The following is a 14,185-nucleotide window of genomic DNA, read 5'->3' on the forward strand; positions in this document are numbered from 1 at the left end:
ACTAGATTAATTAAAATAACTCATTAGATTCGCCGTTATCTTCAAAAATCTGTGTACCCACTTCGTTTTTTGCTCTTTCCGTTGGTTGTGTTCCTTCAATAAAATATTCTTTCATTGAAGGGCCATCGCCAGCCAACTTACCTGTTTTCCTATCAATTTGAACTGCAACGATACCTTCTGGTGCTGGCATCATATTCACAGGAACACCATCAAGTGCGACTTTCATAAAGTCATTCCAAATAGGTTGTGCGGTTTTAGCGCCCGCCTCTCCGCCACTTGCTGCAGTGCGCCCTAAATTACGACTGCTATCATCAAAACCAATCCATGCGGTTGCGACAATATTGGCACCATATCCAGAGAACCATGCGTCTTTAGAGCTATTTGTGGTACCTGTTTTGCCACCAATATCTTGTCGTTTCAGATCACGCAAAGCTCGCCATCCTGTTCCCGACCAACCCGGTTCACCAACAAGGTTCGTTCTTAATGCATCATGCATTAAGAAGGCAAGAGGTGTACTGATAACATGAGGTGCATATTGGCTTTCTTGTACTGTTTCAGCTAATGGTGCAGCTTCTAACTCAATGTCTGGTGCCACATTTGAAGGCTGAGCGGCTCTAGATTGCGCTACATTTTCCATGTAATCATCAGATAATGCGATAGAACGATTGGTATCACCATAAATAACTGGAATATCGGTGCATTCAGGACAGGCGATTTTAGGTTTAGCGGTAAATAACACTTCACCTTCAGCGTTTTCAATACGTTGAATAAAGTAAGGCTCGATTAAATAACCACCATTAGCCATAACGGCAAAACCACGAACCATCTGCATTGGCGTAAATGACGGAGAACCTAATGCTAACGACTCAGTTCTATCGATATTTTGATTAGGAAAGCCAAATCGTAATAAGTAATCAGCGGCATAATCCACCCCCATTGCACGCATGGCTCGTACCATAACAACGTTTTTAGACTGACCTAATCCTTGGCGTAAACGAATAGGCCCCGCATAGGTTGGAGGTGAGTTTTTAGGACGCCAATCGGTGCCCGCACCTGCATCCCATCGACTAATAGGTAAGTCATTAAGAAGCGTTGATAAGGTTAAACCTTTATCTAATGCTGCTGCATATAAGAAAGGTTTAATATTTGAACCGACTTGACGTAATGATTGAGAAACACGGTTAAATTTACTTATCTCAAAATCAAAACCACCAACCAGCGCAATGATACTGCCATCAAGCGGATTCAATGCAACAAAAGCCGCATTTACACCTGGTAGTTGCCCTAAAACCCAGTTATTTGCATTATCTTGGCGAACCCATATTTGCTCACCCGCATGAACAACTGCATCTACTTTAGACGGTGTAGCACCTTGAGATGTATCAGAAATAAATTTACGCGCCCAACGTACTGCTTTTAAATCAAGCGAAATGGTGTCACCGTTTTTTAATACAACGTTGGCTTCTTTAGCATCAGCCGATAACACAACGGCAGGAATAAGCGGACCATAAGTCTGAATTCCTTTTAATTTTTCGCTAATTGCTTTGCTATCCCAAGGCGTTTGCCCTGCACTCCAAAGTACTTCTTGTGCTCCGCGATAACCATGACGCATATCATAATCAATAACGTTATCTCGTAACGCTTTTTCTGCTGAAAGCTGATCTTTTCGTATCACTGTGGTGTAGATTTTATAGCCATCAGTATAAGCATTTTCACCATAGCGTTCATACATTTCCATTCTAACCATTTCAGTCAAATATGGCGCAGAAAAATCAATTTGAGGTGCATGATATTTAGCAACAATAGGTTCTGCTTTAGCACTCTCATACTGTGCTCGAGTAATATAGTTCTCTTCAAACATACGTTGTAAAACAATATTACGTCGTTTAAATGCACGATCATAAGAATAGAGAGGATTTAGCGTAGAAGGCGCCTTAGGTAACCCTGCAATCACTGCCATCTCACTTAAGCTAAGATCATGTACACTTTTACCAAAATAGACATAAGCAGCAGCTCCCACCCCATAAGCACGGTTACCAAGATAAATTTTATTGAGATAAAGCTCTAAAATTTCATCTTTAGTTAACTCTTTTTCAATACGAATAGCTAAGAACGCTTCTTTAACTTTTCGCATTAATTTCTTTTCTGGTGTTAAAAAGAAATTTCGAGCTAATTGCTGTGTAATCGTACTAGCACCTTGTGATGCTTGTCCTGAGGTTAACGCGACCATTACCGCACGAGAAATACCTATTGGATCAATACCATGGTGTTCACGAAAACGAGTATCTTCTGTCGCAATAAAAGCATTAATTAACTGAGGTGGCATTTCCTGCAACGTCAGAGGTAAACGGCGCTTTTCACCGTATTGTGCCATCAACTCTCCGTCTGCACTAAAAACCTGCATTGGGGTTTGTAGACGAACATCTTTTAATGTTGCTACATCTGGAAGCTCAGGCTCAACATACTTATACATACCGTATATCGAGGCTGCTCCCAAAATTATGCAAGCAAAAACGAAGATGAAAAAATATTTTAAGAACTTCACCTTAAATTTCCCATGTAATGTGGATTGGGCAGTTTATAAACAAACAGTGCGTAGTATAAAGGTAACGCCTTACTGAAAATAGGCTGTTACGAATTCAATCGATATGGATATCATTTATGAAAACACTCAATCACCAGATTGGTATTGAAATTAATATCAATTATATCAATGCAGTATTGGTCTCACAGCAAGATAGACGATGGAAAATCAATGCATTTTGGCAATTCCTTTTACCTTTTAATAACAATATAGATCATTTAAAATTAAGAAATATCTTAAGGCCTTGGCGACAAACATTACCTCCCATCAATAATGTTACTGTCTCACTGCCTGATATTTATGAAAGTTATCATACTATTCCTTTACCTAACCCTATTTCTCTTACACCAGCGGCGTGTTATCGGTTAGCTCAACTACATGCAACATCGCATACACAAACAACCAAAACAGTGGTTAATTATGATTATCGGCAAAATAATCAAAATCTCGCCATTCATTTGTATCCTAAAAATCCTATTGACCACTATATTGCGTTATTTTCTAGCTTAAATTTAGCAATATCTGCCATCGACACGCCTGCTTGTTCATTACGTTATTTAGCGTCTTATCTTGGCTTACCCTCTGATTGCACACTTATTTATTGTGAAGATAAAAAAATGTATTGGGTTTCATCCGATGAAAATATGCCGCATTACGGCACACTTTATTATGAAAATGAGAGAGCACAAGAAATCTCTTTTCATCAACTAGCAAAGAAATATCAATGGCAGCGAGAACAATGCTATTTCGCTGGCGATAATTCACATAATTTTAGCCATCTTATGCCTATTTGGCCTGATATTACGAACCCTCTTTTTCAAAAAGTAACACAAAAAAAAGAACTTCCACTTATCGCATTAGGATTAGCATTACGCCCTTGGGAGGAATTATGTATCAAGTAAATTACCTTCCTTGGCGCAGTTCTTTTATGAGCAAAAAAGCCCAAAACTGGCTTTATCAAACCTTATCACTTATTGTTATTAGTATAATTACTTGTAGTTATTATACTAATCACTTAGCAAAAAAATCACATTTACTCACAACACTACAACGCCAATATCAATACCAAGAAGCTTTGCTTACTCAACATATTGCTGAGCGCCATCAAGAAAAAGAACGAACAGAATTAGATTATCAGCACTACTGGTTACACTATCAAAATTGGTATCGCTACTTACGCTATATCACTTTTTTTCAATCTATAGAAACCTGCTTGCCTACAACAGGCTGGATAAGCCAATTTTCAGAGATGGATAATAAACTCTCTTTGCATTTGATCTTACCTTATGAACAATCACTTTTACTGATGTCATATTTTTATCACCACCCTATGCTTTCTGTGCTGACACTAAATACATTACAAAAAAGTGTCACTCAGCCAGCACATACAGAGCTATTTTTTAATGGTGATTGGGATACAGATAACTACAAAAAAACAGATAATAAGGGGAGAGAAAAACAGGAAGAAGGAAACAGCGATGACTAACTTTCGGTGGGCACAATATCTTGTCTTTCTCCCTTTTTGGAAAAAATTAGTATTGAGCTTTTTTGCTCCAATGAGTATTGGCTTTATCAGCTGTACCTTTATATTTGCTAACTATCTTCAACAAATAGAAATACAACAAGCAGCAATAACACAAAGTCAAACACGTATTAAACAATATCGAACAACATTAGATAATATGCCTTCTATTAGTTCATTAAAGGCATTACAAAATGACTATCATATCCCTTTCAACTCAATTTCTGCCGATGAGCGACTACAACAAGTATTAAATAAACATCAATTTATTCCTGATAGTTGGGAGCGCGATAACAATACCTTTTATAAACTTCGCTTCACACTCTCTTATTCACGATTTCTAATGTTATTAGAACATGTTAGCCAAGTGGGATTTTCTCTTTCTTCCATTAATGTTATACCAATAAATTCCCTAATACTTTCAGTACAACTTCACTTAATCGATCTAAACCAACCAATATCAACCTTATTATTGAGTGAAAAATCATGAAATTTTTATTTTCTTTCTTTGCCTCATTATTGATAACTCATACTCTTTTTGCTGATGCTAGAGACCCTTTTTTTCCCGAAATAATTTCAGTATCAGTAGAAGAGAACCAAGTAAATAAAAAAATAGCAGAACAAAAAATAGAACCTAACAAGCGCCTACATAGGCGTATTTATCTATTAAATTATGCCAATGCTGAAGATCTTGCAGCTCAATTACACTCTGATGTAATACCTCTATTAAGCTCACAAGGGCGAGTTATTGCAGATATAGAATCAAATAGCCTTTCTATTATGGATGATGATGAAACGCTGTCTGAAATTGCAGATTGGTTAAAAATGAAAGATATGCCACAACAGCAAGTTCATATTACAGCATATATTATTAGCAGCAGTCAGGATGCATTAAACGAATTAGGTGTTCAATGGGGATTACAAACACCAAAACCTCTCGCTACAGAAAGTTTCCCTTCCACAGAAAATACCTCCACAGCATTATCATCGACGACGCATAACACTCTCAGAGCCCCTTCTCTTTCTGCATTATCCGTTCATCAAAATACTAAAAACCCTCTTCACTACCTCGCATTAAATATTGCGAGAATTAATGGTCGTCTATTAGAACTTGAACTCAGTGCACTAGAACAAGAAAAACAACTATCAATTATCGCAAGCCCTAGACTAACAGCGGCACATGAAAAAATGGCTTCGATTAAACAAGGAACAGAAATCCCTTATATCAGCAGTAATAATGAAATTACCAGAATACAATTTAAAGAAGCAGTATTAGGTATGGAAGTGACGCCAATCATTCAAAGAAACAAAAAAATTAGATTGATACTAAAAATTACGCAAAACACACCAGGTGTCACACTTGTTCAAGGGGGAAGTGAACATCTTTCTATCGATAAACAAGAAATTAGTACAGAAGTCATGATTAATGATGGTGAAACCTTAATGTTAGGAGGAATTTTCCAACAAAAACAACAAGAGCATGACGCAAAAATTCCGCTCTTATCGTCCATACCATTACTTGGGACACTTTTTAGCCACAAAAGAGAGCAACACAGTCGCCATGAATTGGTTATTTTTATTACACCCAAATTAATCTAATCTTTAGAACGATAAATAATTTAACTATAAAATACAACTAATTAAGTATTTTTATCTGCAATAAAATGAACTGCTATTCATTGTTTTTTCTTATAATCTCTATTTATAGATTTGACGCTGAGGACGATTTAGCTTACAAGGGTTAGCTAATTGAGTGAGCCTGAATTATCGCAACTATAATACGGATACATTTTATGCACTTCCTCTATTATTGGAGGCAGGGCTTTTTATATGTAATATTGATTGCCAGATGACTAAAAAGACAAAGTGATCAGATACAGTTTTCTGACTAAATTGTGTTAGAATCTCCGCATTGCCAACAAAGATGATTGATTTTTTTTAGTAGTATCTTGTTATGTACTGTAGGCAAAGGGATTTTTATCTTATGATGTCGCTTGCGACACCATGTAGTTATTTTATGGCGATCTACTGAAAAAACTCAATCTTGATATGAGAGTAGATAGAAACGTTATCAGGCGTGAATTAGATAGACACTCATAATTTCAGTTTAGGTCCCGTCGCTGAATGAATTTGGCGGGGCGGGTTATCATTAACGAATATCTTAGTAATACCAAAAACATGGCAGAGAAACGTAATATCTTTCTGGTTGGGCCTATGGGTGCCGGCAAAAGCACTATTGGTCGTCAGTTAGCTCAACAACTTAGTATGGAGTTTTATGATTCCGATCAGGAAATTGAGCGGCGTACAGGTGCGGATGTAGGTTGGGTATTTGATGTAGAAGGCGAAGAAGGCTTCCGTCAACGAGAAGAAAAAATAATCAACGAACTTACTGAAAAGCAAGGCATTGTGCTAGCAACAGGTGGTGGTTCGGTAAAATCGAGAGAAACCCGTAACCGACTATCTGCACGCGGTGTTGTTGTTTATTTAGAAACTAATATCGAAAAACAATTAGCTCGTACTCAACGTGATAAGAAACGTCCATTACTACAGGGTGTAGAACCTGTACGTGATGTACTAGAAACATTGGCTGAAGAACGCAATCCTCTTTACGAAGAAATTGCAGATATCACCATTCACACAGATGATCAAAGCGCAAAAATTGTTGCCAACCAAATCATTGAAATGTTAGAAAAAAACTAATATTCTCAGTAAATTAAGCAACAAATAAAGACGATAAAAGAAGGCTACTTTTATGGAAAGTATCGCTGTTACATTAGGTGAAAGAAGCTATCCCATTACCATTGCTTCTGGCCTTTTTCGCCAACCAGAAACATTTTTACCTTTAAAAGCGGGACAACAAGCGATGATAGTCACTAATGAGACTCTCGCGCCGCTTTATTTAGAAAGGGTAATGACTACCTTAAAAAACCAAGGTATTCTGGTAGATAGCGTAATTTTACCTGATGGTGAGCAGTATAAATCACTTTCTATAATGAATGACGTCTTTACTGCACTTTTAGAAAAAAATCACAATCGAGATACAACACTTATCGCTTTAGGTGGTGGTGTTATCGGTGACTTAACAGGCTTTGCAGCTGCAAGCTATCAACGTGGTGTACGTTTTATTCAGGTACCGACAACCTTACTTTCACAAGTGGATTCATCAGTCGGTGGAAAAACGGCGGTTAATCATCCACTTGGTAAGAATATGATTGGCGCTTTTTATCAACCAGCCTCTGTTGTTATCGATCTCGATTGTTTGACGACTTTACCCTCTCGAGAATTATCATCAGGTTTAGCTGAGGTTATCAAATATGGCATCATTCTAGATAAAGCATTTTTTATCTGGCTTGAAAATAATATTGATAAACTTTTAGCACTTGATCCTCAAGCTCTTGCTTATTGCATTCGTCGTTGCTGCGAAATTAAAGCTGATGTAGTCGCTGCCGATGAAAAAGAAACTAGCGGTTTACGTGCATTACTGAATCTTGGCCACACTTATGGTCATGCTATTGAGGCACATATGGGATATGGTGTTTGGCTACATGGCGAAGCTGTTTCTGCTGGCATGGTTATGGCAGCAAAAACAGCGCAGGCTCTTGGCCAATTCTCTCCTGAAGAAACGCAACGTGTTATTCAATTGCTTGAAAAAGCAAAACTTCCTGTTTCTGGCCCTAAAGAAATGCTTCCTGATGATTATTTACCGCATATGATGCGAGATAAAAAGGTTTCTGGTGGCAAATTACACCTTGTTTTACCAAAAGGTATCGGCCAATCAGAACTGCGAGCGGATATTTCTCGCGAACAGGTGCACAAAGCGATAACATCTTGCATTAATGCAAATTAAGCTCCCCATTACCTGACTAGAGAGAAACCAATTTATCTGTTTTAAGGATAATTCTGGTTAATATTGTCAAATGCAACGTTTCGTAAAAAGCGTTTCATCCTTATACTAATAGGTAATGGCTAAGGCTGAATAGATTATCTTCGCTTTTTGACGCTCTGACGGAGGGCATAATGGACGAGTTCAAACCTGAAAATGAAACAAAGAGTGATAACACACTCAAACCTGATACATCGGATAGACCCGAGCGTCGAACCAACCGACCGCGCAATAACCCATTAAAAAATGCTCGTTTTTCTGTATCCCGTCAGCAGATGATGATTGGTGTTGGGGTTCTTGTCTTAATTCTGTTGATTATTGCAATCAGTTCCGCATTAAAATCACCTGAAACAACTGAACCAACAAATCAGGCAAATACAGAAAGAAATATCGATCTTTCTCAGCAGCCATCATCCGTTACGCCAACAGAAAATACACCATCTTCACCACAAGAGATTTCTGGCCAGCCGATCCAACCGTCAACTGAGCCAACTCCGGCTCCAGCACAAAATTTACCACCGATGATTGACTCTCAAGGGCAACGAGTCGAATTACCAGGTGATATTGTTGATTCTTTAAATCAGCAACAACCAGGTATTAACCATGCCGTTAATCAACAACAACTTAATGCACAAAATCAGCCTCAAACACCGCAACCTGTAACTCCAGCTCCGGTTACCAAACCAACACAACAACCGGTGCAAAAACCTGAAGTGAAAGCACCAACAGTAAAACCAGTAACGCCACCAGCAACTCAACCAAGTAAACCAACGACAAAACCCGTCGTTTCAGGTCAATTATCTGCAGCTAATCTTGCGTCGATTCCAGCAACGAATTATACCTTGCAGTTAAGTGGTGCGAGTCGCCAAGACACTTTAGAAGCTTTCGCTAAAAAGAACTTAAATGGGAACTATACGATTTATAAGACCCAACGTAATGGTAACCCTTGGTATGTGCTCATCTATGGTAATTATCGTAATATAAGCGAAGCAAAACAGGCGGTTTCTTCATTACCAGCACCTGTTCAAGCGAAACAACCTTGGGTTAGACCGATGAAACATGTTCATCTAGACCTAAAAAAATAATTAAGACGAAGTTCACCGCTGATATGCTGTCTGAAACAGAGTACAATCGGCGACTCTGAAACGATTGAGAAATTTGGACGGCATGAAAAAAAAACGCGCATTCCTAAAATGGGCTGGTGGTAAGTATCCTTTGGTAGATGATATTAAACGTCATCTACCAGAAGGTAACTGTTTAATTGAACCTTTTATGGGTGCGGGTTCTGTTTTTTTAAATACAGAGTACGATTCATATATTCTTGCCGATATAAATAGCGATTTAATCCATCTCTATAACACGGTAAAACAGCATCCTGAAAAATTTATTAATGATGCTCGTTTGTTATTCACACCTCAAATGAACACAGCTGATGAATTTTATAAGTTAAGACAACGATTTAACTTATCCACAGATCCTTATCAGCGTAGTGTATTATTCCTCTATCTAAATCGTCATTGCTACAATGGGTTATGCCGATATAATTCAAGAGGTGAATATAATGTTCCTTTTGGGCGTTATAAAAAACCTTATTTTCCAGAAACTGAATTGAACTGGTTTTCTGAAAAAGCACAAAAAGCCATTTTTATTTGCCAAAGCTATTCATCTACCATGACAAATGCGCCTGATGGGTCGGTCATTTACTGTGATCCCCCTTATGCTCCACTGTCACCAACAGCAAACTTTACGGCATATCACACGAATAGTTTTAGTTTTCAAGAGCAAGAACATCTCGCTCAACTTGCTTCAATGCTGGCTTACGAGAGACAGATACCCGTGTTAATATCAAATCACGATACTACTTTAACCAAAGAGTGGTATGCCGATGCTAAAGAGCTACATAGTGTGAAAGTCAGAAGAACAATTAGTAGCAACACACTCGCTCGTAGCAAAGTGAATGAATTACTTGCCTTATATAAATAATTGTTAACACCTCCCGACAATGGGAGTGTTGTCAGGAGAATGCGATGAAAGACTTTCTGATTGCCCCTTCTATTTTATCGGCTGATTTTGCTCGTCTTGGTGAAGATACAGACAAAATACTTGCTGCTGGTGCCGATGTTGTCCACTTTGATGTGATGGATAACCATTATGTGCCAAATCTCACCTTTGGTGCTCCTATTTGTAAAGCCCTGCGCAAGTATGGCATTACCGCACCTATTGATGTCCATCTAATGGTAAAACCGGTTGATCGCATCATCCCTGATTTTGCAGAGGCTGGCGCAACTTATATTTCGTTTCACGCAGAAGCCAGCGACCATGTTGATCGCACTATTCAATTAATTAAAGATTGTGGCTGTAAAGCGGGCCTCGTCTTTAATCCTGCAACACCATTAAGCTATCTTGATTATGTAATGGATAAACTCGACCTTATTCTTATCATGTCGGTTAACCCTGGATTTGGTGGCCAATCCTTCATTCCAAACTCTCTCGATAAATTACGCCAAGTTCGTAAAATGATTGATGATGGTGGTTATGATATTCGTTTAGAGATTGATGGTGGTGTGAAGGTAGATAATATCGCTGAAATTGCACAAGCAGGTGCAGATATGTTCGTGGCTGGCTCCGCTATCTTTAACCAACCAGACTATAAGCATGTTATAGATAACATGCGCCGTGAATTAGAAAAGGTATCGTAATGACTGATAAAAAACTCAAAGGTATTCGTGCTATCGCCTTTGATCTTGATGGCACATTGACTGACAGCGCTGTAGGTTTAACAGAAGCAACAGATTATGCATTACAATCAAAAGGCTTTCCTCCTGCTGGTAAACATAATGTCACAATATGGGTAGGTAATGGCGTTGATATGCTGTTAACCCGTGCTTTGCATCATTCTGGCGTTGAGAAAGTCACTGATAGCTTATTAAAAGAGATGCGTGACCTATTTGACGAACATTATGCGACTTCAGTGAAAACTGGCAGTGACCTTTTCCCTCACGTAAAAGAAACGCTTGAAACACTATTTGCTCAAGGTATTCCTCTGGGTATAGTCACGAATAAACCCTCACCATTTATCGCTCCACTGCTACAACAATTAGAGATCGAAAAATATTTCTCTATGATATTAGGTGGTGATGATGTCAAAGAAAAAAAACCACATCCAGCACCATTATATTTAACAATGGGTACTTTTGGTGTTAAAAAGGAAGAACTTCTTTTTGTTGGGGATTCTCGCAACGATATTATCGCAGCCCAAGAAGCGCAATGTCCTTGTGTTGGTCTGACATACGGTTACAACTATGGCGAACCTATTGCAGACAGCAAACCAGACTTTACTCTTGATAATTTTGCTGACTTGCTTTCTATCCTCGACATCTCGCCAATGACAACTGTGGAACAGAATTAAGATGACGACTTCAGTAGAAAAAACGGCTCACAAGCCGATAGTATTCAGTGGTGCACAACCCTCAGGTGAATTAACTATTGGTAACTATATGGGTGCATTACGTCAATGGGTACAAATGCAAGATGATTATGACTGCATTTACTGTATCGTCGACCAGCATGCCATTACTGTTCGCCAAGATCCTAAAGAACTAAGAAAGAGAACCTTAGATACTTTAGCGCTTTATCTTGCTTGTGGTATTGATCCTGAAAAAAGTACCATCTTTGTTCAGTCTCATGTTCCACAACATGCACAACTAAGCTGGGCACTAAACTGCTATACCTACTTTGGTGAATTGAGCCGAATGACTCAATTTAAAGATAAATCAGCACGCCACGCAGAAAACATTAACGCGGGTCTATTTGATTACCCTGTATTGATGGCGGCAGATATTCTTATTTACCAAACGAATCAAGTTCCGGTTGGTATTGACCAAAAGCAACACCTTGAATTGAGTCGTGATATTGCACAGCGTTTTAATGCTATTTATGGTGATATTTTCACTGTGCCAGATCCTTTTATTCCGAAAGGTGGTGCTCGTGTTATGGCACTGCAAGATCCGACCAAGAAAATGTCTAAGTCTGATGATAACCGTAATAACGTTATCGCATTGCTTGAAGATCCCAAAGCAGCCGCCAAAAAAATCAAACGCGCAATGACAGATTCTGAAGAACCACCTCGTGTTATTTACGATCTTGAAAATAAAGCAGGTGTTTCTAACCTGTTAGATATTTTAGCTGGCGTAACAGGCAAAACGATCCCTGAGTTAGAAGCTGAATTTGAAGGCCAAATGTATGGTCATCTAAAAGGTGCTGTCGCTGATGCTGTTTCAGAGATGCTAACCAATATTCAAGAGCGTTTTAATACTTTCCGTAATGATGATGTTTTACTGAATAAAATCATGAAAGAAGGTGCAGATAAAGCCAAAGCTCGTGCCCAAGCAACACTAGATAAAGTGTATGACGCAATAGGATTTATTGCTCATCCGTAATATTGACTCAAAAGGCCAGATATCATTTCTGGCCTTTTTTATTTCACGCTTTTTTAAACAGTCGTCTATCAAAACTCTCAATACTTTGGTTTTGCAATCGTAACTGCATTGTCTTACTCCAACTGGCAGATAGCCCTGCTGCGCTTAATAAACGTCGATAAAGCTCTTCATCAAATGGCATATGAAAGGCGATAGAAATTGCTTCTTTAACAGAAACATCGCTATTTCTAGACACCAAAACCAGTGGATGATGACTTCCTGTTTCGCCAGTACCAATAACTCGATAAAGCCAGCCACAATAGCCACTATCTTGCATAATTTGTGAAAAATTACTGACATCCGTTACTGTATTTAACTTGTAACAAGGCGAACGCGGTTGGGTGACTTGAATAAAAGTATTGCCCCATTGGTAAACATCACCAATAAAAACATTCTCTTCCGTCATGCCAACGGTTGAAATATTTTCACCGAAAGCAGGAGCATTACAAAAATCTGCTAACTCAGGAAATTGTTCAGACCAATACAGATAGTGTTCTTGAGGATAATGGCACAATGCGCGATCAGGCCCGCCATGAAAGGCTTTTTCTGCTTGTTCATCTCCAATTAATCCAATAGGCGTTAATTGAATATTACCATCCACCAGCCTTTTTGTGATCGCACTGGTAAATCCATTGGATATTGTTGTGATATTGCCAATAAAAACAGCGGGTAAATAGCGCATAATTCACTACCTAAACAAAAAGAGTAACCCATAGTAAATGATAGTGGCGTCAATAAACAATGCCGACAAAAGTCGGCATTGAAAAATCAGAAGAGAAAAGAAAAATTACGCTTTGCTCTGATAACGTTTTTGCGCTTCATCCCAGTTAACAACTGACCAGAAAGCTTTGATGTAATCTGGGCGACGGTTTTGATATTTTAAGTAATATGCATGCTCCCAAACATCTAAGCCAACAATAGGATAACCAGATGCGCCAGCTAACTCTTCACCCATTAATGGACTATCTTGGTTTGCAGTAGAAACAACGGCTAATTTGCCATCATCTTTAAGTACCAACCAAGCCCAACCTGAACCAAAGCGACTTGCAGCTGCTTTTTCAAAGAGTTCTTTAAATGCATCTACGCTACCAAAATCACGTTCGATAGCATCTTTTAAAGAACCTTGCAGTTGAGTACCTAATTTTAGCCCCTTCCAAAACAAAGAATGGTTAGAGTGGCCGCCTGCGTTATTACGTAAAAATGTACGTTGATCAGCTGGAACTTTATGTAAATTTTTAACTAATTCATCAATATCTAAACCAGCGAGTTCTGGTAATTTTTCTAATGCTGTATTGGTGTTATTCACATAAGTTTGATGATGTTTAGTATGGTGAATTTCCATTGTACGTTCATCAAAGTGTGGCTCTAATGCATCATAAGCATAAGGAAGTGCAGGTAATGTATAGCTCATATTAATCTCCAGTGCTGTTTTATATTCGATCACACCATGTGACTTATCTTTCTCATTATAGTTAAAAAAACGCTAATGAAAATCATTATCATATCCATATTATTTTTGTGGTTTTTTATACCGCACTGTCCGATTCATTTTCATAGCATATTATTTCAATTTAAAAGCATTTCAATAAATCAAAACGCTATTAAACAAGAAAAAAGTAGATAAATCATATGCCACTTGCTTTAGCACTAATTGATCACACCATGAAAACCACTTCCATTATTTCGTGATCTTCTGCGCAAAAAAGAAACAATGTTTA

14 protein-coding genes are annotated in these 14,185 nt (G+C 38.3%); 11 read left to right on the forward strand and 3 right to left on the reverse strand.

The annotated features are described in order from the left end of the window. Positions 1–10 precede the first annotated feature (10 nt). Positions 11–2,545 (reverse strand): peptidoglycan glycosyltransferase/peptidoglycan DD-transpeptidase MrcA, encoded by a 2,535-nt coding sequence (gene mrcA, locus PH4a_RS06640; protein WP_129038710.1) that lies wholly within the window; start codon positions 2,543–2,545, stop codon positions 11–13. 116 nt (positions 2,546–2,661) lie between these two features. Here mrcA and PH4a_RS06645 point away from each other — a divergent pair, with 116 nt between their 5' ends. The 11 genes from PH4a_RS06645 (at position 2,662) to trpS (ending at position 12,428) form a co-directional block, all read left to right on the forward strand. Continuing rightward, positions 2,662–3,486 carry a hypothetical protein gene (locus PH4a_RS06645; protein WP_129038712.1) on the forward strand — a complete coding sequence of 275 codons (825 nt, stop codon included), beginning with the start codon at positions 2,662–2,664 and terminating at the stop codon, positions 3,484–3,486. Continuing rightward, a complete protein-coding gene (locus PH4a_RS06650) occupies positions 3,474–4,070 on the forward strand; it encodes a fimbrial assembly protein (protein ID WP_129038715.1) in 597 nt (198 codons plus the stop codon). The genes PH4a_RS06645 and PH4a_RS06650 overlap by 13 nt, the downstream gene beginning before the upstream one ends. After that, the gene (locus PH4a_RS06655; RefSeq protein WP_129038717.1) at positions 4,063–4,596 is read left to right on the forward strand and encodes a hypothetical protein; all 534 of its coding nucleotides are present in this window, start codon (positions 4,063–4,065) and stop codon (positions 4,594–4,596) included. The genes PH4a_RS06650 and PH4a_RS06655 overlap by 8 nt, the downstream gene beginning before the upstream one ends. Further along, positions 4,593–5,705, forward strand: coding sequence for a type IV pilus secretin PilQ (gene pilQ / locus PH4a_RS06660; protein ID WP_129038719.1), 1,113 nt, complete (start codon positions 4,593–4,595; stop codon positions 5,703–5,705). The genes PH4a_RS06655 and pilQ overlap by 4 nt, the downstream gene beginning before the upstream one ends. Positions 5,706–6,284: 579 nt before the next feature. Beyond that, positions 6,285–6,806: a shikimate kinase AroK gene (aroK, locus tag PH4a_RS06665; protein ID WP_064718334.1), complete on the forward strand. Its 522-nt coding sequence runs from the start codon at positions 6,285–6,287 to the stop codon at positions 6,804–6,806. 52 nt (positions 6,807–6,858) lie between these two features. After that, complete coding sequence (aroB, locus tag PH4a_RS06670) at positions 6,859–7,953, forward strand: 3-dehydroquinate synthase (RefSeq protein ID WP_129038721.1); 1,095 nt, start codon at positions 6,859–6,861, stop codon at positions 7,951–7,953. 170 nt (positions 7,954–8,123) lie between these two features. Next, complete coding sequence (locus PH4a_RS06675; RefSeq protein WP_129038723.1) at positions 8,124–9,074, forward strand: SPOR domain-containing protein; 951 nt, start codon at positions 8,124–8,126, stop codon at positions 9,072–9,074. Positions 9,075–9,156: 82 nt separating this feature from the next. Continuing rightward, on the forward strand, positions 9,157–9,972 hold the full coding sequence (dam, locus tag PH4a_RS06680) for an adenine-specific DNA-methyltransferase (RefSeq protein WP_129038725.1): 816 nt from the start codon (positions 9,157–9,159) through the stop codon (positions 9,970–9,972). 44 nt (positions 9,973–10,016) lie between these two features. Then, complete coding sequence (rpe, locus tag PH4a_RS06685) at positions 10,017–10,688, forward strand: ribulose-phosphate 3-epimerase (protein WP_129038728.1); 672 nt, start codon at positions 10,017–10,019, stop codon at positions 10,686–10,688. Next, on the forward strand, positions 10,688–11,398 hold the full coding sequence (locus PH4a_RS06690; protein ID WP_064718324.1) for a phosphoglycolate phosphatase: 711 nt from the start codon (positions 10,688–10,690) through the stop codon (positions 11,396–11,398). The genes rpe and PH4a_RS06690 overlap by 1 nt, the downstream gene beginning before the upstream one ends. A gap of 1 nt (position 11,399) precedes the next feature. After that, positions 11,400–12,428: a tryptophan--tRNA ligase gene (gene trpS / locus PH4a_RS06695; protein ID WP_129038730.1), complete on the forward strand. Its 1,029-nt coding sequence runs from the start codon at positions 11,400–11,402 to the stop codon at positions 12,426–12,428. Positions 12,429–12,471: 43 nt separating this feature from the next. On the opposite strand, the gene yiiM is transcribed toward trpS, so the two are convergent. Both yiiM and sodA read right to left on the reverse strand, forming a co-directional pair. After that, positions 12,472–13,149, reverse strand: coding sequence for a 6-hydroxyaminopurine reductase (gene yiiM, locus PH4a_RS06700; protein WP_129038732.1), 678 nt, complete (start codon positions 13,147–13,149; stop codon positions 12,472–12,474). 105 nt (positions 13,150–13,254) lie between these two features. Beyond that, a complete protein-coding gene (gene sodA / locus PH4a_RS06705; protein WP_129038734.1) occupies positions 13,255–13,878 on the reverse strand; it encodes a superoxide dismutase [Mn] in 624 nt (207 codons plus the stop codon). Positions 13,879–14,185: the final 307 nt, after the last annotated feature.

The organism is Proteus hauseri, from assembly GCF_004116975.1.
GTDB classification, from domain to species: Bacteria; Pseudomonadota; Gammaproteobacteria; order Enterobacterales; family Enterobacteriaceae; genus Proteus; species Proteus hauseri.

Coding starts and splice junctions, on each gene's coding strand:
- aroK (WP_064718334.1), top strand. CDS start 6,285: ATGGCAGAGAAACGTAATATCTTTCTGGTTGGGCCTATGGGTGCCGGC.
- aroB (WP_129038721.1), top strand. CDS start 6,859: ATGGAAAGTATCGCTGTTACATTAGGTGAAAGAAGCTATCCCATTACC.
- PH4a_RS06675 (WP_129038723.1), top strand. CDS start 8,124: ATGGACGAGTTCAAACCTGAAAATGAAACAAAGAGTGATAACACACTC.
- PH4a_RS06655 (WP_129038717.1), top strand. CDS start 4,063: ATGACTAACTTTCGGTGGGCACAATATCTTGTCTTTCTCCCTTTTTGG.
- trpS (WP_129038730.1), top strand. CDS start 11,400: ATGACGACTTCAGTAGAAAAAACGGCTCACAAGCCGATAGTATTCAGT.
- sodA (WP_129038734.1), bottom strand. CDS start 13,878: ATGAGCTATACATTACCTGCACTTCCTTATGCTTATGATGCATTAGAG.
- PH4a_RS06690 (WP_064718324.1), top strand. CDS start 10,688: ATGACTGATAAAAAACTCAAAGGTATTCGTGCTATCGCCTTTGATCTT.
- yiiM (WP_129038732.1), bottom strand. CDS start 13,149: ATGCGCTATTTACCCGCTGTTTTTATTGGCAATATCACAACAATATCC.
- pilQ (WP_129038719.1), top strand. CDS start 4,593: ATGAAATTTTTATTTTCTTTCTTTGCCTCATTATTGATAACTCATACT.
- rpe (WP_129038728.1), top strand. CDS start 10,017: ATGAAAGACTTTCTGATTGCCCCTTCTATTTTATCGGCTGATTTTGCT.
- dam (WP_129038725.1), top strand. CDS start 9,157: ATGAAAAAAAAACGCGCATTCCTAAAATGGGCTGGTGGTAAGTATCCT.
- PH4a_RS06645 (WP_129038712.1), top strand. CDS start 2,662: ATGAAAACACTCAATCACCAGATTGGTATTGAAATTAATATCAATTAT.
- PH4a_RS06650 (WP_129038715.1), top strand. CDS start 3,474: ATGTATCAAGTAAATTACCTTCCTTGGCGCAGTTCTTTTATGAGCAAA.